The following is a 21,864-nucleotide window of genomic DNA, read 5'->3' as shown; positions in this document are numbered from 1 at the left end:
GTTTTTTTTAGCTGGATGAAGTTAGCAAAATCGAATGTAACCCAAGAATTCTATCTATGCAGGGTATCTTCATGAATAGAACGCCATGAACATCATTATAATTAATTATTTGTAAGATTTAGTCTTGTTTTTTGTAGAAAAACCAGTAAAAATTGTGCATTTCGTCGATCATCGGATTTTTTTAACACTTCATCGACGTCTGAGGTGTTGATTTTCACCGTAGCTAAAAAGCTGTATTCATTTAAACGAATCGGCTAAACCCCACAAATACCCCACATATGAGTAGAATTTTTACCCCAATCGTGGTATTGGCTATGTTTGCCATGCTACAAACCCAAGCACAGAAAACAGTAAGTCAGTGGAAAGCGAATTACGATGCACAATATGCAAGCGGTAAGGGCAGCAGCAGTCAATCCCATGCTCGTAGTCTTTCCAATTCGGGCTTTTACGATCAACAGCAATATTTTCTTAGTTATTATATTCATGGCGCCGTTAAAATGTGGCAGGCCACTGGTGATATCAAGTACTTTAACGAGGCCCGACTTCTTATCGATAATTCAATAGCCACTACTGTCACTTTAAGCAACGGAAGAAAAGGTTGGCCGGGCCGCGGATCTAATGTCGGCTATGCGTTATGGGACAGTTTTTGGGCAAGGGAGGTAACCTATCTACTTCGTGTTCTTGATGAAAGTCCGGATTTTAGACAAAATACCAGCGGAGTTCAGAATTGGTTCAATTCCACACTAAGTTGGGTTCAAGAAAACATTTGGAACCGTTACTATCAGGCAGGCCTTGGCCACATCGAAAGAGTTAATGCACACATGGCATCCCATTGGGCCAGAATTGGGTTACATCTTTGGAAAATAACAGGTCAGACCGCACAATATAAAGAGGTCTATGAAAATTTTTGTTATAAGGGAATGTCAACTCAGGGAGGTGCCAGTTTTCGAGGTAACCTCCGTCTCAACCCGAACAATAATTCAGCTTATGTTTGGAATACGGATTGGAACAACTCTTATATTCAAGATACCTCACATGGAAATGTGGTAATTCAGACGGTTGTCGATGGATTTAAGGAGAATGAATATTGGAACCAAACCGATATCAATCGATTTTTATCGACCTTGAAAAATGTGGTATGGAGGTCGGAAGATGTCCAAAAAAATAGAGAGTTTGTTGATGGTTCAGGAGGTTATTTTCTGCAGGGAAGAATGCATGCCTGGCTCACTTTGGGCCAATACGATGCTTCTGTTCAGAACAGGATAGAATCAAACTATTTTAAAGTTGGAATCAGTTATGACAACTCTGCGTACTATGGGAATGAGGCCTACGGTATTGCGGCATATAACGCCGCTGTACTATACGAAAACGGACCAAAATTCCCCGAGGCGGACGTCGATGACAAACCAGATCCGCCCATCGACGACGAGGCCTGCGACAACGGGCTCGACAACGAGGACGCATCGGTGGACCTGAACGGGGGGGTCCTCGCCACAGGGCTCGACGCCGCCCAGACCACGACCGACGCCAACGGGTCGCCCTGCGCGATCAGGCTGGTCAACAACGACGGCGGGCAGCCATGGGCCAAGTACCAGATAACGGTCGACCTGGCGGCCAACGACATATCGCCCGGCGACGAACTCGAGTTCAGCATCGACGGGAACGGATCAGGGGGAAGGGCCCGTATCGAGGTCGTCGAGAACGCAAGGCCCAACACTTGGGAGATAGGCCATAACTTCGGCAACGGATGGTCCACGCACACCCAGCGCGTCACCGTGCCGTCGGGCATCGCAACGCTCGACATATGGATATACTCCAACTTCAACAGCAGCTCCGCGGGATCCGCCAGGTACGACAACCTCAGCGTCAGGAAGACAGGACAGGGAACCGGCGGGGACGATGACGAACCGGATCCGCCCATCGACGACGAGGCCTGCGACAACGGGCTCGACAACGAGGACGCATCGGTGGACCTGAACGGGGGGGTCCTCGCCACAGGGCTCGACGCCGCCCAGACCACGACCGACGCCAACGGGTCGCCCTGCGCGATCAGGCTGGTCAACAACGACGGCGGGCAGCCATGGGCCAAGTACCAGATAACGGTCGACCTGGCGGCCAACGACATATCGCCCGGCGACGAACTCGAGTTCAGCATCGACGGGAACGGATCAGGGGAAGGGCCCGTATCGAGGTCGTCGAGAACGCAAGGCCCAACACTTGGGAGATAGGCCATGACTTCGGCAACGGATGGTCCACGCACACCCAGCGCGTCACCGTGCCGTCGGGCATCGCAACGCTCGACATATGGATATACTCCAACTTCAACAGCAGCTCCGCGGGATCCGCCAGGTACGACAACCTCAGCGTCAGGAAGACAGGACAGGGAACCGGCGGGGACGATGACGAACCAGCATCCGCCCATCGACGACGAGGCCTGCGACAACGGGCTCGACAACGAGGACGCATCGGTGGACCTGAACGGGGGGGTCCTCGCCACAGGGCTCGACGCCGCCCAGACCACGACCGACGCCAACGGGTCGCCCTGCGCGATCAGGCTGGTCAACAACGACGGCGGGCAGCCATGGGCCAAGTACCAGATAACGGTCGACCTGGCGGCCAACGACATATCGCCCGGCGACGAACTCGAGTTCAGCATCGACGGGAACGGATCAGGGGGAAGGGCCCGTATCGAGGTCGTCGAGAACGCAAGGCCCAACACTTGGGAGATAGGCCATGACTTCGGCAACGGATGGTCCACGCACACCCAGCGCGTCACCGTGCCGTCGGGCATCGCAACGCTCGACATATGGATATACTCCAACTTCAACAGCAGCTCCGCGGGATCCGCCAGGTACGACAACCTCAGCGTCAGGAAGACAGGACAGGGAACCGGCGGGGACGATGACGAACCGGATCCGCCCATCGACGACGAGGCCTGCGACAACGGGCTCGACAACGAGGACGCATCGGTGGACCTGAACGGGGGGGTCCTCGCCACAGGGCTCGACGCCGCCCAGACCACGACCGACGCCAACGGGTCGCCCTGCGCGATCAGGCTGGTCAACAACGACGGCGGGCAGCCATGGGCCAAGTACCAGATAACGGTCGACCTGGCGGCCAACGACATATCGCCCGGCGACGAACTCGAGTTCAGCATCGACGGGAACGGATCAGGGGGAAGGGCCCGTATCGAGGTCGTCGAGAACGCAAGGCCCAACACTTGGGAGATAGGCCATGACTTCGGCAACGGATGGTCCACGCACACCCAGCGCGTCACCGTGCCGTCGGGCATCGCAACGCTCGACATATGGATATACTCCAACTTCAACAGCAGCTCCGCGGGATCCGCCAGGTACGACAACCTCAGCGTCAGGAAAGTAGTAGACGGAACTTCTTTGAAGACATCGTTAGACCTTTCAGGTATTGCACAAAATGAGGAATTGGATACAATTAGCGTATTTCCGAATCCAAGTACTACCGAAATTACAGTGACTCTTCCTTTAGAATCGGAATTGACGGCCTATGCCATTTATAGCATCAACGGCATGCTTATCAAGAATGGTACTATTGACAATAATCAAAGGACATTACCCATAAGGGTTTCAGATATGGTAAACGGACATTATGTTCTTAACTTATCGAATGATCAAGGTAAAAATGAATTCCTAAAGATTGTGAAAGAGTAGGTATCTCCAAAGACCCAAGTAAAAAAGGCCTTCTCGTTTTGAGAAAGCCTTTTTTATGGATATCGCTAATGAAATTATTGATAAAAATCAGGTCAAAATCTGGAGTTGGGGTAGAACCCATATATTACAGATCATATCGCATCAACCAATCCATTTGCTTATCTTTTCCTATATAGTAGGGATGCACCCCGAATTTCGAGAAGCCGTTTCTTTCATAAAAGGCTATGGCCTTTTCATTTTTTTCCCATACACCCAACCACAAGAACGCTTTTTGTCTGGCGAAAGCCATTCCCTTGACTTGATCGAGCATCCATTGTCCTATTTTCCGTCCTTGAAAGTCTTTTAGCACATATATACGCTCCAGTTCTATCGACTCCGATAGATTGACATCGGTCTGTGAGTCGTTTTGATTCAACTTAATGTATCCCGCCAAAACGGCATCGCAATGCACCTTATAAAAATCTGAATCTTTATTCAAAAGTTCGGTGCGCAGTTTTTTCTTATTGAACGCATAATTTATATAATCATTAAAATCTTCAGGGTCGTTGTCTCTTTCAAATGCATCAACAAAGGTCTTTTTAGAGATTTCAACAAGCTCGTCCAAGTCATCCAGAGAAAATTCTTGTAATCGTAGTTGCATATTATAGGTCAATATGCTCTAAAATAGGAAAAAAGAAAAAAGCCACGCTTTGGGGAACGTGGCTTTCTTAAAATTCTTGCTTAGCAACTATAGCATAAATAGTTTTCGCGTTAGCATAACAATACCGCTGAAGAAATCGTTTTTATAAACTTGTATTTCTTTTTGCGCAGGCGCTTGGTTCATTTGGGCTTCCATAACTGTAGGTTTTTTCGGTTAGGTTTGGGGGCTAACCTTCAATTACTTTGTAAATGTACTTCAAACTTCTCCGCGAACTAAATTATTGTTGTGAAGCACGCGCAGAATGTTGTGAAAAATATGAACGGTAAATTTCTTCGATAAAGTGCATCGACGAATGGTATTCAAATGCAAGTTCAAGTTCAGGTTCAAAAAATTAGAAAAGTAATTTAGCCAAGCGACAGATCGCTGATTGATTATTGGCTTTCCAGATGTAGAACCTGGTCTTTTTAAATTGCCATTTCAGGAATATCACCTCTTACAATTAGGGTCCCTTCTGTAGCTTTCTTGATTTCATCGATACTGATACCAGGTGCTCGTTCTAAAAGCCGAAAACCTTCAGGGGTAACTTCAAGCACGGCAAGGTTGGTGACAATTTTTTTGACGCATCCTACTCCCGTCAATGGCAAAGTACATTTCCTCAGTAATTTGGATTCCCCTTCACGATTTGTATGCATCATGGCAACGATTATGTTTTCCGCCGATGCTACAAGGTCCATGGCGCCACCCATACCCTTGACCATTTTTCCGGGAATTTTCCAGTTGGCGATGTCGCCATTCTCGGAAACTTCCATGGCACCTAGAATGGTCAGGTCAACATGTTGGCCCCTGATCATACCAAAGCTGGTTACAGAGTCAAAAAAGGAAGCCCCGGGCAAGGTTGTTATGGTCTGTTTTCCGGCATTGATAATATCCGCATCTTCTTCTCCTTCATAAGGGAAAGGCCCCATTCCCAAAACCCCATTTTCACTTTGAAATTCCACACTGATATCATCTCGCACAAAATTGGCGACCAAGGTCGGAATGCCAATACCGAGATTGACATAATAACCATCTTTGACTTCTTTTGCAATACGTTTTGCGATTCCGTTTTTGTCGAGCATAGTTACTTCCTTCGAATCATATATTTATTAAAACTATTTGCAGCATGGCTTTCGTAGACCCCGATTAAAATAGGAATAATAGCAGTTACGACACCTATTGCGCCAAACGATAACCAAAGGATAATCGCTGAAACCAAACCCAAGACCCCTCCTATCAAAAGCATTCTTTTATCAGCAACGGCCGTAATCTTATTGATATGTTTTTTCTGCATTTCTTTGCAGAATTTGCATTTAACCTCGACTTCATCGCCCATTTTCATTTGCAAATCTCCTCGGGTCGCAATTACGGGGCGAAAATAATTTGTGTTTCGACAAGAAGAGCAATTGTACTGTAATCTCATCGTTTCTTATATTTTTTGTCTTACCGTTCGCTGCTCTATTCGCTTCTCGTAATTTTTTCCTTGAAAAATACGCTGTACGAATATTCCTGGAATATGTATTTCATTCGGATTCAATTCTCCGGCCGGGACAAGTTCTTCTACCTCGGCAACAGTGATTTTGGCCGCACCGCACATACAGGGGTTGAAATTGCGGGCCGTACCCTTAAAAATCAAGTTACCTGCCTCATCTCCTTTCCAAGCTTTTACAAAAGCGTAATCAGCTTTAAAAGCATGTTCAAGAACGTACATTTTTCCGTTGAACTCTCGCGTTTCTTTTCCTTCGGCAACCTCGGTTCCGTAACCGGCGGGTGTATAGAATGCTGGAAAACCTGCTTTGGCGGCCCTACATTTTTCTGCCAATGTCCCTTGGGGCGTAAGTTCGACCTCCAATTCACCGCTCAACATCTGACGCTCGAATTCATCGTTCTCACCTACATAAGAAGAAATCATTTTTTTGATCTGTCGCTTCTGGAGTAAAAGCCCAAGCCCAAAATCATCAACGCCCGCATTGTTTGAAATACAGGTAATATCTTTGACCTCTAAATGTACCAGTTCGGCAATAGCGTTTTCAGGAATTCCGCAAAGACCAAAGCCCCCCAACATAAAGGTCATTCCATCTTCAACTCCCTGTAAAGCCTCGCTTACGTCGTCGACTGTCTTTTGAATCATATCCCTTAGGTTATTAGTACTGTACTAATTTACGATTTTAAAAAGTAAAATGCCACAGCTTTTAGAACCATGGCATTTTAATAATTTTCAACAAAGCAATGCTTTTATTAGAAGTCCAAATCTTCAAGGTCATCATCGGAATCCTCTTTTTTTGCCTCTTCTTCCGCTATTTTATTACAATCTACTTGTATGGATAAATTATCAGGTTTCGGAAACGCGCCATCGGAAATACCAAGCTCTTCATTCTCGTAGTTCTTCTTCATATAAAGGCCCCAAATCGGTAACGCCATGGAAGCACCTTGACCATATGTTATTGATGCGAAATGAATGGGTTTGTCCTCGCCACCGACCCATACCCCCGTTACTAGATTGGGGACCATTCCCATAAACCAGCCATCACTTTGGTTTTGGGTAGTTCCGGTCTTTCCCGCAATAGGGTTTTCAAGTTCATAGGGGTAGCCCGTAATTATCTTTTTATAAGCCGTTTGATTTTTCGCAAAGGAATGTCTCAATCTTGCGCCAGAACCTGACTCGGTTACGCCCTCCATTAAATTGACCATGGCATAGGCCACCTCTTTACTCAAAACATCTTTAGTTTCGGGTACATATTCAAATAGCACCGTTCCATTCTTATCCTCTATGCGAGTGACCATAACAGGTTTTACATATACTCCCTCGTTCGCGAACATCCCATAGGCCCCGACCATTTCATACACATTTACATCGGCGGTACCTAAGGCAATGGAAGGCACCGGCAGAACTTCCCTGGAGAAACCCAAATTGTTGGTAATATTTACAACAGCCTTAGGGCCGACTTTATCAATTAATTGGGCCGTTACCGTATTTACTGAATTTGCAAGGGCATTTTTTAGCGTATATGATCTACCGGTGTATTTACCATCAGAATTTTTGGGGCACCATCGTTCTGCATTACCATGCTTTCCTGCCTCTATGCAATATTGTGTGTCGGGCAAAGTATCACAAGGGGACATTCGAAGTTGATCAATAGCGGCGGCATAAACAAAGGGCTTGAATGTAGAACCCGCCTGAATAGCTCCTTGAAATACGTTATCGTATTGGAAATGCTTGTAATCTACCCCTCCGACCCAGGCTTTTACATGACCAGTTTGAGGTTCCATGGACATCATGGCGGTCTTCAAAAAGGATTTATAGTAGCGTATGGAATCCATCGGTGTCATGATAGTGTCTTTCTCCCGGGTATCGCTTTTCCAGTCGAAAACGGTCATTTCGATTTTTTTCGTAAAAGATTCCCGAATATCCTTCTCCGAACGGTTTGCCTGCTTCATAACCCTCCATCGCTCCGATCGCTTCATGGCTGTTTCCATTATCTTATCTATATCGCTATTGGACAAATCCAAAAAAGGAGCGGTCTTATTTTTTTCTGGAGTATTCTGTGCAGAAAATTCAGCTTGCAAACGTTCCATATGTTCCGAGACTGCCTCTTCTGCATTCTGCTGCATGCGAGAATCTATAGTGGTGTAGATGCGGAGTCCGTCCAAATAAAGATTCCATTTATCGCGCTCTCCCTCAAGGGCCGGTTTTGGGTTCTTTTTGATCCAATCGTTCATAAAACCCTGCAAGTACATGCGAAAGTAGGTAGCAATACCATCACGGTGTGATTCTGGATTGTAATTGAGGTTCATTTCCAAAGCTCGCAAAGAATCTCTTTCCGCTTCACTGATGTATTCATATTTTTCCAGCTGGCCCAAAACAATATTCCTTTTTTTCAGTGTCAATTCTTCGCGCCGAAGCGGATTGTAGAGTGAAGAGTTCTGTAGCATCCCCACCAACATGGCCGATTCTTCGATTTTTAGATTTTTAGGCTCTTTTCCGAAATAAATTCTTGAGGCCGAGCGAATGCCATCGGCATTATTACCAAAGTCATAAATGTTCAAATACATTTTTAAGATTTCTTCTTTGGTATATCTTCTTTCCAATTGTGTAGCAATAACCCATTCTTTGGCCTTTTGCTTTATTGTCTCAAATACGCTTCTTGATCTCGGGCCTACATAAATCTGCCGTGCTAACTGTTGTGTAATGGTACTCGCCCCACCTCTTTTTCCTAAAAATGCGACTGCCCGTAACGTTCCGTACCAATCTATGCCAGAGTGGTCATAAAAACGTACATCTTCACTGGCAATCAGTGCGTTCACCAAGTTTTCGGGTAAATCATCGTAGGTAACATCGGTTCGGTTATCATCCAAATAAAACTTGCCCAATAAACTGCCATCGGAAGATATAATCTGAGAGGCCAGATTGGTCTGCGGATTTTCCAAACTTTCATACGTGGGCAATGGACCCAAAAACCCCCAGGAAGCCATTAAAAAAAGTAAAGCGACCGAGAGTATTCCGGTAGCGAATAAGATCCAGAACCATTTGATGTATTTGAAAAAGCCTTTGCTCCCCTTTTTCTTCACGGCTTTTTTTGCCATAGGTCTACTTGTTACGTTTTACAATTTCATATCCCACATCGGTTATGCCCTCCAAACTTACTAAACCATCAACATTGCCGTTCTTTCGCATAGCATGCGATAACCTTAGGGTATATACGCCAGAATCGGGGAAAACGATGTTTTCTTTGTACCAAAGCTTATTCTCCTTGACGCTTCCGTAGCCCTTGCCCAACCATTGTCCGTCGGGCAATGCCATCTCATATTCCAAAGTATCGGTTACCACGTCACCTGACGGAAAAATGAGTTCTGCAATCAAAAAAAGATTGTTGTATGGAAAGCTTTCATCATTTCGAAGATTGATGAACATGTCGTGTTTCTGAAGGGTGTCCAAATCGGAAAAGGCAAATTCAATGATGCTGTCCTTATTCCAAGAACCATCGTTAGTAGCCCTGAATTCAGACTTTACCATGGCTTTGTCGCATGAAATTAAAACAATCAGCAACACTATGGCAATACAACTCTTAGGCATTATTCTGCGGTTTTTTTCTGGAATTTCTTCTTTTATTATTATTGTTCTTGTTATTCGAAGTTTTCGTGGGACCATTTGTTCCCTTATTTACCTTGTTGCGATTTCGATTTCGGTTCTTATTTCTGCCTCTTGACTTTTTTGGCCTGTCAAATCGTGTTAGACTATCTTGCCCGACAACATTTTCAAAGACCACTTTTTCTTCAACGAGATTTTCAACGGCATATTCTTCTAAACTGGTAATTTTTTCCTTCTTTTTGTACTTTTCCAGAATCTCATTGACCTGGTCTTTAGAAAGTGCGTGCCAATTTGCCGGGTCTTCCTTGTAGGAAAACCATAGGGTCGACTTGAAAATATCAGACTTTTGACAGAAGGCTACTCCCTTTTCCGTTTGAAGTTTCGTGTCAGGGGAAGGGAAGTCTTTTAAAGCATCAAGATATACATCCAACTCATAGTTAAGACAACATTTCAATTTGCCACATTGGCCTGCCAATTTTTGGGGATTTAAGGACAGTTGTTGGTAACGGGCCGCAGAAGTACTTACAGACCTGAAGTCGGTAAGCCATGTGGAGCAACAAAGTTCCCTGCCACAAGACCCGATTCCGCCCAAGCGCTGTGCTTCTTGGCGATACCCGATCTGGCGCATTTCGATGCGGATACCGAAGGCTTTTGCCATGTCTTTGATCAATTGCCTAAAGTCAACACGCTCCTCGGCAGTGTAATAAAAAGTGGCTTTCGAACCATCGCCTTGAAACTCGACATCCGAGATTTTCATCTGAAGTTTGAGGATGATCGCTATTTCACGAGCACGTTTTTTGATTTCTTCTTCGCGATCTCGGCATTTTTGCCAAATGTCGATATCTTTTTGCGTGGCTTTTCGATATACTTTGGGAAGTTCAGGATCTTTACTATCGACCTTTTTACGCTTCATCTGCACTTTGACCAGTTCGCCAACCAAGGTAACCATACCTACATCATGACCTGATTGGGCCTGAGTGGCGACTATATCCCCAATGGAAAGTGAGAGAATTTCTGTGTTTCTAAAGAATTCTTTTCTGCTATTTTTAAATCGGACTTCCACACAATCAAATGGTCTTTCCCCATTGGGGAGCGACATGTTGGAAAGCCAATCGAAAACCGTTAATTTATTACAACCATCGGTACCACAAGTTCCGTTGTTCTTGCATCCGCGTGGTTGTCCGTCCTTGCCGGTCGAACAACTGCTACAGCCCATATTTTATATCTTGGTTTGGCCTAAATCCGTTCGATATATGCCAAATAGGGTTCATATTAAACTCAAAGGTAAAGGTAGTGAAATTTTAATGTGATGTAAAGAAAGTTGGCAGAGTACGGTAACAGTAAGCAGTATTTTCGAAGGATGGTCCGGCGAGCGTTTAAACGTGAGCCTATGACCGTACAGGCTCAAAGTTTATACTGCAGACCGCCATGGCCAATTGAATACTTATTTTTTAAATTTCAACACCTCTGATCTTCCCTTTTTAAAAATCTTATTACTGGCCCCTTTTCCCTTTCTCAATTTTTTTCTGTTCTTCATAGGGCAGCGCATGAACCTCTTTGCAATGGTCGGAGCAACATTCGTTCATTTTTTCGGCACACTCCCCACATTGAATAAAAAGCAAATGACAGGCTTCGTTTGCACAATTCACATGGGTATCACATGGTTTTCCACATTGATGACATTGGGCGATTACGTCGTCGCTGATACGTTCTCCGCGTCGATGATCAAAAACAAAGTTTTTGCCCAAAAATTTGTTCTCCAATTTTTTCTTTTCGACCTGACGGGCGTAATCAATGATCCCACCTTCAAGTTGATATACCTGTTTAAATCCTTTGTGCCTGTAATATGCACTGGCCTTTTCACAACGGATGCCACCGGTGCAATACATAACCAGTTTTTTATCCTCTTTATGGTCAGCCAAGTCTTGTTCAATGATATCCAAAGAATCGCGAAACGTATCTACATCTGGCGTTATGGCATTTTTAAAATGGCCGATTTCACTTTCGTAATGATTACGCATATCCACCAAAATGGTATCGGGGTCTTCGATAAGCTCGTTGAACTGTTCGGCCCCTACATGGATGCCTTTATTAGTTACATCGAATGTTGAATCGTTTAGACCGTCGGCTACAATTTTCTTACGCACTTTGACCTTTAATTTGAGAAACGATTTATTGTCTTGTTCAATCGCAATGTTCAGGCATACGTTTTCCAAAAAAGAAATACTGTCCAAATGTTTTTTGAAGGCTTCAAAGTTTTCGGCAGGAACTGATAACTGTGCATTGATACCCTCATTGGCAACATAAATACGGCCAAGTACATCAAGCTCGTTCCAATGGATGAATAGGTGGTTTCTGAAAATCGACGTATTGCCGATATGTGCATATTTGTAGAAAGAGATGGTCAGGCGTTCTTGCCCGGCTTCTTCGATCAAGGCCGCTCTTTCTTTTGCACTTAAGGTATTGTACAGTTGCATGCTATACGAATATTTTAAGGTGAAAAAGAATGTTTTATAAGAGTGCAAAGATAGGAAAAGTAGAAATTATGTTAGCCATTCAGATTCAACATACTCCGACGAAAAGTAAGGGTCTCTTCAACCTTCCATATAGCTGGCGCATCGCATGCTTGTCAAAATGGGGTTGAACTAATAAAAAAGAGTCTCAACGTTCGGTCAAGACTCTTTATCGGCCATTCCATTTTTTCTTTTTCATAGCACTCTTTGAAATGCAAAAAAGGGAAGTGGCCACCGTTGCCCCTAACACTAAAAAAGGGGATTATACATTGAGTTAGTATGTATTCTTTTTTAGTAGATGCGAGTTTTTTAAAAAGGTTGCGTCGCGGTTGTTATATGCAAAAAGAAACACTAATTTAGCGACCCTAAAGTACATGCCCTACGGGCATAAAATCCCAAAAAAATCAAATTCCAAATTCCAAAGGACAGATGGTTATCCTTGTGGAAGAAAAACCTAAGAAACTAAAAAAATGAGTTCGGAAAAAGACGCGAAATTAAAGGCCTTAAAACTGACTTTAGATAAATTGGACAAGACCTATGGCAAAGGTGCCGTCATGAAAATGGGCGATAGTGTGGTAGAAGATGTTGAAGTAATTCCGTCCGGTTCTTTGGGCTTGGATATTGCATTGGGTGTCGGGGGGTATCCCCGTGGAAGGGTCATCGAAATATACGGCCCTGAATCTTCGGGTAAAACCACGTTGACTTTGCATGCTATTGCGGAAGCCCAAAAAAATGGGGGTATTGCGGCCTTTATCGATGCAGAGCATGCCTTTGATCGTTTTTATGCCGAAAAACTTGGGGTAGATATTGATAATCTAATTATTTCGCAGCCTGATAACGGTGAACAAGGTCTTGAAATCGCCGATAATTTAATCCGTTCCGGTGCTATCGATATTGTGGTAATCGATTCCGTTGCGGCCTTGACCCCGAAAAGTGAAATCGAGGGCGAAATGGGCGATTCTAAAATGGGACTTCATGCACGATTGATGTCGCAGGCCCTTCGTAAATTGACAGGATCAATTAGCAAGACCCATTGCACGGTAATCTTCATTAACCAATTGCGCGAGAAAATCGGGGTCATGTTCGGAAATCCTGAAACTACTACTGGAGGTAACGCACTGAAATTCTATGCATCTGTTAGATTGGATATTCGTAGGTCTACACAAATCAAAAATACCGACGGAGCAGTTCAGGGTAACAAAACCCGGGTCAAAGTTGTAAAGAACAAAGTAGCTCCACCGTTCAAGATGGCTGAATTCGACATTATGTATGGCGAGGGTATTTCTAAGGTCGGTGAAATTATCGATCTTGGTGTGGAATATGAGATTATCAAAAAAAGTGGATCTTGGTTCGCCTATGGTGATACCAAACTAGGCCAAGGTCGAGATGCCGTGAAATCATTGCTCAATGACAATCCCGAACTTTTCGAAGAACTCGATGGAAAAATCAGAGATGCTATCAATGCGCTCAAATAGTTTTGGCCTGTTCCATTCAATTTAACCGATTTTAACGCAACCTTCGCACTTTCCTTACATCTTAAGTAAAAATTGTTTTATTATGAGACGGTTATATTTAACTTTCTTAGCAGTAACCCTATTTCTTTTAGTCGGTTCTTGTAGTTTGGATGATGATGGTGTAAATTTTCATTACGAACCTTTACAGATTACATCAGTAGAGGTACCTGAGTCCTTTAATCAATATCAGATTTACACGATAAAAGTCAATATGATCCGGCCGGACGATTGTACCTTGATTGAGGGATTTGATGTCACCAGTTCTGACGTTACCGTAAGAAACGTGGTCGCTGTCGGTGCCATTCTTGAGAAACCGGACTGTCAGCCTGTCGATCAAGAAGTGCAGGACACTTTTCAATTTGAGGTGCTGTACAACGAACCTTATATTTTCCGGTTCTATACTGGAAAGGACGAAGCCGGTGAAGCGCAATTTTTAGAGGTAGAGGTTCCAGTAAATTAGAACAATAGCGATGGTATTGAATACTAAAAAGTTTTCAAGATCGTCATAAAATACCTAACCAACAATTTGAGTCTGGAAGAACTCATAAACAAGTGCAAAAAAGGAGATAGACAGGCGCAAGAGCAATTATATAGGCAATATTCCCATATACTGTTCGGTATCTGTCTCAAATACTCGCACAATAAAATGGAGGCGGAAGATAACCTTCATGACAGTTTTATGACCATTTTCGACAAGATCGGGCAATTTGGGGCAAAAGGTTCTTTCGAGGGTTGGATGAAACGGATCACGGTAAATACCATACTTCAAAAATTCAGAAAAGAAGAGTATTTAGAAGTGGTTTCCGAAAATACGGAAAGTGAGGTCGAAGTCGAGACCGATAACGGAATCGAGCTTCATACCATATTAAGTTTCATTCAAGAACTTCCCAATAAATATCGTACAACCTTTAATATGTATGTTTTGGATGGATATTCCCATAAAGAAATTGCAGAGCGCTTGGGAACTTCGGCCGGTACATCAAAATCAAACCTTGCCCGGGCAAGGCTTATTTTAAAAGAAAAAATTGAAACCAAAATTACCAGATCCATCATCTGCATACTGATTATTGTATTTGGTAGCATGCTATGACCCTAATATTCATGGTGTGCAAACACAAAGTCATTGTAAAATGAGCAAAAAGAACTTAGACAAATTATTTCAAGAGAAATTCAAGGATTTCTCGGAGATTCCCGACGAAAAAGTTTGGGAAAATATATCGGCTTCCTTGGATAAAAAAAACAGGCGTAGGGTCATTCCGATTTGGTGGAAGCTGGGGGTATCGCTGCGGTTTTGGCAATATTGATTTATGCCATTAATCCGTTCGCAGATACCACTGAAGGCAAGCCTACTGTCACCGATGTGGAAAAACCGCAAGATGTAGATCCGGCAGCTTCGAAGGACGAGGTAGAAAAGGTTTTGGATATACAAGATGCCGAAGAGGCAGTTGTAACATCCGACTCTAAAGACGAATTGGAAAATAGCAACGCTACTGGAGACGCCCTGGAAGAAAACGATAATCCGATTAAATCCAATTTAAGGAATAGTGATGATGGGAAAGCCATTAGTACTAAAAAACAAGAGACGCGCGTTGTTGTTAGCGAACGTGAAAAAAATCATCTCGAACATGAGGGTTTGCTCGAGTATAAACCGATTCAAGAGGTTACTCAGAATGAGCAAGAAGCAGTAGCGGTTCTGAAAAAAGACGATGCTCTTGGCGAAACTCAAGACAAGGAAGATGCCGTTGTACGATCCGATTCAAGAAAATCTTCAGAAGGGGCTCTAGAAAAACAACAAGATGATGGAATAGCCCAAACGGAAAAAGAAACTCCTAAAAATCTGGAAGAGAACATTGAAAAGAAATCCATTTTTGATGAAATAGAAAATCCAGAAGAGGCTGGGATTGCCGAAAACAAAAATGGGCGTTGGTCCGTCGGTGCGAATGTTGCGCCGGTTTATTTCAATTCGTTCGGCGAAGGTTCACCGATACATTCCGCTTTTGTGCCCAATTCAAAATCGGGAGATATAAATATGAGTTATGGGCTCTCGGTCGGGTATGCACTTAGCAAAAAGTTAAGTATTCGTACCGGTATCAATAAAGTGGATTATGGTTACGATACCAATGAAATTGAGTTTACCTCGGCTTTGACCGCCTCTAATGCCTTGACGGACAGGTCTACTGGGCAAATCGATAATATCAGTTATACCGCCCAATCACAAAACCTTGTCGTCACAAGTAAGGTCGGGGCGGTGGCCCTGCCACAAAAAGAAAGTTTGTCAAGTGACGTGGCAGGCAAAAGTACCGCCCGTGACGGAGTTATGGCCCAAGAGTTCGGCTATGTCGAAGTGCCCGTAGAATTGGATTACGCATTGGTGGACAAACGGTTCGGCATCAATGTCATCGGTGGTGTAAGCTCATTATTCTTGGTGGATAATTCGGTATCGCTTAGCTCGGGAGACCTTACTACGGAAATGGGCGAGGCGAACAATCTAAATTCAGTAAACTTTAGTGGTAATCTCGGACTCGGGATCAACTATAAATTTACGCCCAAGGTACGGCTCAACATTGAACCTGTCTTTAAATATCAATTGAACACTTTTTCGAATACCCAAGGTACTTTTCAGCCTTATTCGTTAGGAGTATATAGCGGATTGAGTTTTAAATTTTAAGAAGAAGTAAGTGAATGGAAATACAAGGGTAAAGTTGTAAACGAACATATTTGAGCTTGAGCTTATAAAGAAGTTGGTTAGGTAGGTCATCCTCTAAAAGATGACCCCTAAAGCGCCCCGGCACGTGTCGGGGCGCTTTTTAGTTTTTTGTCTTGGTCAATGCCGCCAAAATGACCGCTCGAACTTCTTCCCGTAGCATAGATTTATCTTCTTCGGCCAAGAGCCCGGTTTCAAAAAAACAATGTACTGTGACCCTAGTTACGCCTGGACCACCGCTAAAAAAAGTAAATGGAAATCTTTTTTTATTATCCAAAAACGTCATGGGTATAATCGGAATATCATGAGCAATGGCCATCTTAAAAGCTCCGTCTTTAAACTCATCTAAAATGATATTTTCCTCGGGGACTCCGCCCTCTGGGAAAATACAAATACTCAATCCTTGGTTTAATCGGCGTTGCGCCCTTCGATAGACTCCCGTTCGACTCTTTGAATCCTCACGGTCGACCAGAATGCAAACACGTTTATAAAAAAATCCGAAGAGTGGAATTTTTACCAATTCTTTCTTCCCGACAAAGACGAAGGGATTTCTACTTGCATACAGCATCAACATGATATCCAACATGCTGGTATGGTTTGCAACCAGCATGTAACTTTTCCGTCTTTGCATTTTCTGCTCCCTTGTAATGTTTGGAGGACATCCCATACCATATAGAATGGGTGTCGCCCATAAATTACGGGCCATCCAAAAAAATTGGGGGTACCATTTTTCCGATACCGTGAACAACAAAAGAAATGGAAAAAAGACCACTATTGGCACGGCGACCAACACGTAAAACCAAATCCGATATAGTGCATGGCCTATATTTCTTACTAGTTGAAGCATTGCTCCAAAAGTACTAGGATTTTTGCGATTTGTTTTACCTTTGTCGCTCTTAGAATTTAATTGGATGGCAAGAATATTAACAGGAATACAAAGTACGGGAACTCCACATTTAGGAAATATTTTGGGGGCCATCATTCCCGCCATCGAAATGGCGTCGGACCCCAAAAACGAATCCTTTCTGTTTATTGCCGATATGCACTCGTTGACCCAGATAAAAAATGGGGAAGAATTAAGAAACAATACCTACGCAACCGCTGCAGCTTGGCTTGCCTTCGGTCTCGATATCAACAAAACCGTTTTTTATCGTCAAAGCGATGTGCCACAGGTTACAGAATTGGCCTGGTACCTGAGCTGTTTTTTTCCGTACCAACGTTTGACGCTCGCAACTTCGTTCAAGGATAAGGCGGACCGGTTGGAAGATGTGAATGCAGGCCTGTTCAACTACCCCATGCTCATGGCCGCGGATATTCTCTTGTACGATGCGAATATGGTTCCCGTGGGGAAAGACCAATTACAACATTTGGAAATGACCCGTGATGTCGCTTCAAGATTCCATGCGCAGTTAGGGGAAACCTTTGTGCTTCCGGAAGCAAAAGTGCAAGAAAAGACAAAGTACGTACCTGGTACCGATGGCGAAAAAATGAGCAAAAGCAAAGGCAACCTCATCAATATATTTCAGCCGCACAAACAGCTTCGAAAGCAGATTATGGGCATTCAGACCGATTCTATACCTATGGAAGCGCCCAAAAATCCAGATGATGACAATGTCTTCGCGCTGTATAAGATTTTAGCCTCACCCGAACAAATTGCCGAAATGCACCAAAATTATTTGGGAGGAAATTATGGTTATGGCCATGCCAAGCAAGCCTTGTTCGAAGTTGTCATAGAAAAATTCGGTCATGCCCAAGAACGGTTCAACTACTACATGACCCACTTGGATGAAATCGATCACGCCCTGTCACTTGGTGCCGATAAAGCCAAAAAAGTGGCGGATGTGGTTTTAGAGCGGGTTCGCACTAAAGTCGGTTATTAAGATTTTTATATTCGACCTCCTTTTATTTTTGATTTTTACTTCGTACATTCTTACTTCAACCATAAGCAAGATGAAGCATTTTGTGGGCAACATTCTATTGTCTCTTGTTTTTCTAAGTGCGCTCACCCAATTTATTCATGCGCAAGAAAAAATCTATGGCAAAGTCATTGATGGAAAAAACGGTGAAATCATTCCCTATTGCAATATTTCTGTAGAAGCTTCCCTAATAGGTACGGTAAGCAACGAACTCGGGGAGTTCATAATCGAGGTAGATTCCTTGCCTATAAAACTGGTTTTCTCACATATCAGTTATGGGGAAAAGATTTTTGAGATTTCCCAAAACTCCGATAACGTTGTTGAACTCCAACCATTCACCAACAATCTTGATGAGGTCACCGTGATAGCCAACAAAAAGGATTTCTATGCCCTAGAACTCGCACAAAAAGCTTATCAAAAGGCTAATCGGCAATCTAGTCAACGTAAGTACGGCAAAGGGTTCTATCGACAGAAGTCGAAGAACGGTGATAATTATTCGGAGTTTTCGGAAATTATATATGACATCCGCTACACTACAAAAGGTATTGAAGATTGGAACATCCTTGAAGGAAGATACGCCCTAAAGGATGAATTCGTCAACAATAAAAATTATACTCTTTTGTCACGTTGGTTGACACCATTGCAGCCAGAGACCGATGAACTTTTTTTCCCGCTAAGCAAGAACATGGAAGCCTACTATAATATTAGGGTCGTCGATGTTATCGAATCTGATGCCGGAAAAATCATGGTTGTATGGTTCAAACCTACCGAGCAAGCACCTAAAACAACTTTCGAGGGCGAAGTCTATATTAATGCGGATACCTACGATATTTTGAAGATTACGGGGAATTTGGAAGAAGACGATTTAAAATTAGTGCGTCTTAAGGAAAAGAATAGTTCTTGGAAAAATTATAAGATAGCGTACGAGATAAGTTATAAAATTGACAGTACCATGGGCTCCATCATCGATTTTATAAAGGTCGACCATAGCTTTGACTATTATAAAGATGATGGCTTGCAATATCCGGTTTCCTCGACATCAAATCTCGTTTTTTTCGAATACTACGTGCCTTTATCTTGGAAAAAACTTGGAGGCAATTTCAAAAAAAAGAAAGAGCGATTGGCAACTTTTGGATGAAATAGGGTACAATGAAAAATTCTGGGAAGACAATCCTATCGTAAAAAGAACGCCCGTAGAAAATGAGGTCATATCATCCTTTGAAAAAGACAAAGCCTTTGGATCTATATTCCTTAATAGTCGCGAACAAATTACATTTCAGCAATCAGACCTAGTCAATGATCCTCTGATAAAAGACCTTAACACGGCCGTAATCGATTATAACAATTACAATCCCGTTGAAAAGGTATACCTACATACCGATAAAGATTTGTTCTCCGTCGGTGAAACCATTTGGTACAGCGGCTACACGGTATTGGGTGCATTTCACCAATATTCATTGGCAAGCGGTGTACTACATGTCGATTTGATAAATCCAAAAAATAGAATACTGGTTTCACAAACCCATGCAATAGGTCAAGGTAGAAGTTCAGGTTCCATTGACATTCCCAAGAACCTTCCTTCAGGAAATTACAAGCTTCGCGCCTACACCCAATGGATGCGGAACTTTGACCATGATTTCTTTTTCACCAAAAAGATTACAATACTCAATGGAGCATCAAAAACACCTATTTCTTCGAATTCCGAAGTGGAAATCGATTTGCAGTTTTTCCCGGAGGGAGGTTATTCCGTAGCAGGCCTTGCCGGAAAAATAGCTTTTAAGGCCATTGGAAATGATGGTCTTGACAAAGACATAAAAGGGAAAGTGGTAAACAGCAAAGGTAAATCGGTCGCCCCATTGAACACGCTCGACAGAGGTGCGGGTTTCTTTCAACTAGTCCCTGAAAAAGGCGAACAGTATATGGCCGTACTGGATAACGGCGTTCAATACCCATTGCCCAAAGCGATGGAGATAGGCTATTCGATGACGGTCAATAATACAAGTGAAAAAAGTGTTCGTGTCAAAGTGCAGGGGAGTGATGAATTAAGACGGCAGGCCTTTTATGTAGTCGGCCATATCAATAATAGGAAATACTATAAAGGAAAATTCGAATTTAGCGACAAAGAATTTGTCGATTTTGAAATACCGAAAAACGGAATTCCCAGTGGTGTAATGACACTTACCCTATTCGATCAGTATAAAAAGCCTTGGTGTGAACGCGCCCTATTTGTGAATAATCAGGAAGAATTGGTGATTACTACAAGAGTCGATAAGAAAGCCTTTATTAAAAGAGATAAGGTTACCGTCGGCATACATGTGACCGATGTTTTTGGAAATCCCATTGCCACGGAACTCTCAATGGCCGTAACTGATGCCAATCAAGTGGAAAAAAACAAAGGTGCAGGGAATATTCTGACCCACCTATTGTTGCAATCAGACCTAAAAGGCCATATCAGCAATCCAGGACTTCTTTTTAAAGACCAAGAAAATGCAACGGTGCAGCGTTTAGATCTTGTTATGCTGACCCATGGTTGGAGAAAGTTTCCATGGCAGGAAATAAAAGCGGAATCGAATTTTTCCAAAAATTCGATTTTGCAGAAGGACTGCCAATATCCGGAATTGCGGAAACACCTTTTGGCAAACCATTGCCCAATGCTACATTGAATATCATTGCCAAATCAGGAGAACAAATGAGAATGTTTACGTCAAAAACTGCTTTGAATGGAAGGTTTTCAGTACCTGATTTTGATTTTAGCGGCAGCACACAAATTGTGTTCAATGCTATCGATATCAAAGATAGGCCTATCGACGTTAAAGTGACTCTGGATGAAATCAAAACAGAATTGCCCCAGTCGCAATTTGAAAGTGCCGTTTCTGTGGAAGAAACCAAAAATACCGAAACATATGTCGACATTTCGAATACCCGTAGAAGATTCGAATCTTTGTATGATTTCGAGAATGTCACGAAGTTGGATGAAGTGGTCGTTACCGAGAAGAATAAAGAAAAAAACAGAAATCAAACGCCCTCGACATATGGTCAAACCCCTGATGCTACCTTATACACATCGGAACATCCTGCGATACAAACAGTACTTCAATTAATAGGTCTTTTTGCAGGGGTATCGGTCAATGGAAATACGGTCAGTATTAGAAATAGAGGTACTCCTTTATGGGTTCTTGATGGAATTCCCGTATATAATGATAACCCTTCGGCGTTGACGAGGGCGCGAGAAGCGCAGCGTGCTGCTCGAAATTCTGACAATCCCAATCCCCAACTGGTATATAGAATCGACCAAGCGGTAGCACCAGTTCCTGTTCCTACCTTTATAGAAACCATGGATACCTTCACCATAGAAAGGGTAGAAATTCTAAGAGGAGCATCCGCGGCTATCTACGGTTCAAGAGGGGGCAATGGGGTCATTCTGCTATATACCAAAAAAGGCGAAGGTACACCCCCAATTATTTCTCCTGATTTTACCATTTCAGGACATTCCGAAACCAGGGAGTTTTACGCTCCCAAATACGACGTAAAGCTAGAAAGACATAAAGCGCCCGACTATCGGGCCACCTTGTATTGGAATCCATCTATTTTCACTGATATTAATGGAAATGCGACCATCGAATTTTTTAATTCAGATGTTGCCGAACAGATTCAAGTGGAGTTAGAAGGACTCTCTCAAGATGGTAGGCCTGGAGTATTTTTACAGACTTTTGGAGAGACAGAGTAGAAGGGCTATCACCAAGGTTTAATTTCACTAAATTACTTT

At 43.2% G+C, this 21,864-nt stretch carries 19 protein-coding genes and 1 pseudogene; 11 read left to right on the top strand and 9 right to left on the bottom strand.

The genetic code is table 11. The features are described from left to right. The first annotated feature begins 278 nt into the window (after positions 1-278). Together N8A86_RS09045 and N8A86_RS09040 are read left to right on the top strand one after the other, a co-directional pair. Entirely contained in the window at positions 279-2,228 is a 1,950-nt protein-coding gene (locus N8A86_RS09045) for a hypothetical protein (RefSeq protein WP_273568755.1), read from the top strand. A 171-nt stretch (positions 2,229-2,399) separates the two neighbouring features. After that, entirely contained in the window at positions 2,400-3,686 is a 1,287-nt protein-coding gene (locus N8A86_RS09040) for a T9SS type A sorting domain-containing protein (protein WP_273568754.1), read from the top strand. Positions 3,687-3,810: 124 nt separating this feature from the next. Here N8A86_RS09040 and N8A86_RS09035 read toward each other — a convergent pair whose 3' ends face one another. The 8 genes and pseudogenes from N8A86_RS09035 to trhO form a co-directional block, all read right to left on the bottom strand. After that, positions 3,811-4,326 (bottom strand): GNAT family N-acetyltransferase, encoded by a 516-nt coding sequence (locus tag N8A86_RS09035; RefSeq protein ID WP_273568753.1) that lies wholly within the window; start codon positions 4,324-4,326, stop codon positions 3,811-3,813. A 464-nt stretch (positions 4,327-4,790) separates the two neighbouring features. Then, positions 4,791-5,444: a CoA transferase subunit B gene (locus tag N8A86_RS09030; RefSeq protein WP_273568752.1), complete on the bottom strand. Its 654-nt coding sequence runs from the start codon at positions 5,442-5,444 to the stop codon at positions 4,791-4,793. Between the two features lie 2 nt (positions 5,445-5,446). Further along, positions 5,447-5,656 (bottom strand): hypothetical protein, encoded by a 210-nt coding sequence (locus N8A86_RS09025; protein WP_273568751.1) that lies wholly within the window; start codon positions 5,654-5,656, stop codon positions 5,447-5,449. Between the two features lie 135 nt (positions 5,657-5,791). Continuing rightward, positions 5,792-6,493 (bottom strand): CoA transferase subunit A, encoded by a 702-nt coding sequence (locus N8A86_RS09020; protein WP_273568750.1) that lies wholly within the window; start codon positions 6,491-6,493, stop codon positions 5,792-5,794. A 107-nt stretch (positions 6,494-6,600) separates the two neighbouring features. Then, positions 6,601-8,946, bottom strand: coding sequence for a penicillin-binding protein 1A (locus N8A86_RS09015; protein WP_273568749.1), 2,346 nt, complete (start codon positions 8,944-8,946; stop codon positions 6,601-6,603). Positions 8,947-8,950: 4 nt separating this feature from the next. Further along, positions 8,951-9,436, bottom strand: a complete 486-nt coding sequence (locus N8A86_RS09010) for a gliding motility lipoprotein GldH (protein WP_273568748.1) — start codon at positions 9,434-9,436, stop codon at positions 8,951-8,953. Further along, a complete protein-coding gene (locus tag N8A86_RS09005) occupies positions 9,429-10,667 on the bottom strand; it encodes a PSP1 domain-containing protein (protein WP_273568747.1) in 1,239 nt (412 codons plus the stop codon). Before N8A86_RS09005 ends, N8A86_RS09010 begins: the two co-directional genes overlap by 8 nt. Before the next feature lie 228 nt (positions 10,668-10,895). Continuing rightward, positions 10,896-11,928, bottom strand: a pseudogene (trhO, locus tag N8A86_RS09000) (oxygen-dependent tRNA uridine(34) hydroxylase TrhO). Positions 11,929-12,434: 506 nt separating this feature from the next. Here trhO and recA point away from each other — a divergent pair. The 5 genes from recA to N8A86_RS08975 all read left to right on the top strand — a co-directional run bounded on the left by recA (position 12,435) and on the right by N8A86_RS08975 (position 16,146). Further along, complete coding sequence (gene recA, locus N8A86_RS08995; protein ID WP_273568746.1) at positions 12,435-13,439, top strand: recombinase RecA; 1,005 nt, start codon at positions 12,435-12,437, stop codon at positions 13,437-13,439. A gap of 82 nt (positions 13,440-13,521) precedes the next feature. Then, the gene (locus N8A86_RS08990; protein ID WP_273568745.1) at positions 13,522-13,938 is read left to right on the top strand and encodes a hypothetical protein; all 417 of its coding nucleotides are present in this window, start codon (positions 13,522-13,524) and stop codon (positions 13,936-13,938) included. A 66-nt stretch (positions 13,939-14,004) separates the two neighbouring features. Beyond that, entirely contained in the window at positions 14,005-14,568 is a 564-nt protein-coding gene (locus tag N8A86_RS08985) for an RNA polymerase sigma factor (protein ID WP_273568744.1), read from the top strand. A gap of 40 nt (positions 14,569-14,608) precedes the next feature. Beyond that, positions 14,609-14,782 carry a hypothetical protein gene (locus N8A86_RS08980; RefSeq protein ID WP_273568743.1) on the top strand — a complete coding sequence of 58 codons (174 nt, stop codon included), beginning with the start codon at positions 14,609-14,611 and terminating at the stop codon, positions 14,780-14,782. Further along, the gene (locus N8A86_RS08975; protein WP_273568742.1) at positions 14,743-16,146 is read left to right on the top strand and encodes an outer membrane beta-barrel protein; all 1,404 of its coding nucleotides are present in this window, start codon (positions 14,743-14,745) and stop codon (positions 16,144-16,146) included. Before N8A86_RS08980 ends, N8A86_RS08975 begins: the two co-directional genes overlap by 40 nt. 139 nt (positions 16,147-16,285) lie before the next feature. On the opposite strand, the gene N8A86_RS08970 is transcribed toward N8A86_RS08975, so the two are convergent. Continuing rightward, a complete protein-coding gene (locus N8A86_RS08970) occupies positions 16,286-17,029 on the bottom strand; it encodes a lysophospholipid acyltransferase family protein (protein WP_273568741.1) in 744 nt (247 codons plus the stop codon). Between the two features lie 64 nt (positions 17,030-17,093). Between N8A86_RS08970 and trpS the strand changes: the two genes are divergently transcribed. From trpS to N8A86_RS08950, 4 genes are all read left to right on the top strand, one after another. Further along, positions 17,094-18,062 (top strand): tryptophan--tRNA ligase, encoded by a 969-nt coding sequence (gene trpS / locus N8A86_RS08965; RefSeq protein WP_273568740.1) that lies wholly within the window; start codon positions 17,094-17,096, stop codon positions 18,060-18,062. Positions 18,063-18,132: 70 nt separating this feature from the next. Continuing rightward, entirely contained in the window at positions 18,133-19,236 is a 1,104-nt protein-coding gene (locus N8A86_RS08960; protein ID WP_273568739.1) for a carboxypeptidase-like regulatory domain-containing protein, read from the top strand. Then, positions 19,187-20,761, top strand: coding sequence for a hypothetical protein (locus tag N8A86_RS08955; RefSeq protein WP_273568738.1), 1,575 nt, complete (start codon positions 19,187-19,189; stop codon positions 20,759-20,761). Before N8A86_RS08960 ends, N8A86_RS08955 begins: the two co-directional genes overlap by 50 nt. Then, positions 20,644-21,825, top strand: coding sequence for a TonB-dependent receptor (locus N8A86_RS08950; protein ID WP_273568737.1), 1,182 nt, complete (start codon positions 20,644-20,646; stop codon positions 21,823-21,825). The genes N8A86_RS08955 and N8A86_RS08950 overlap by 118 nt, the downstream gene beginning before the upstream one ends. Positions 21,826-21,864: the final 39 nt, after the last annotated feature.

The organism is Maribacter halichondriae, from assembly GCF_027474825.1.
GTDB lineage: Bacteria > Bacteroidota > Bacteroidia > Flavobacteriales > Flavobacteriaceae > Meishania > Meishania halichondriae.
Note: the sequence above shows the minus strand (reverse complement) of the source record. Positions and strands in the feature narration are given on the sequence as shown.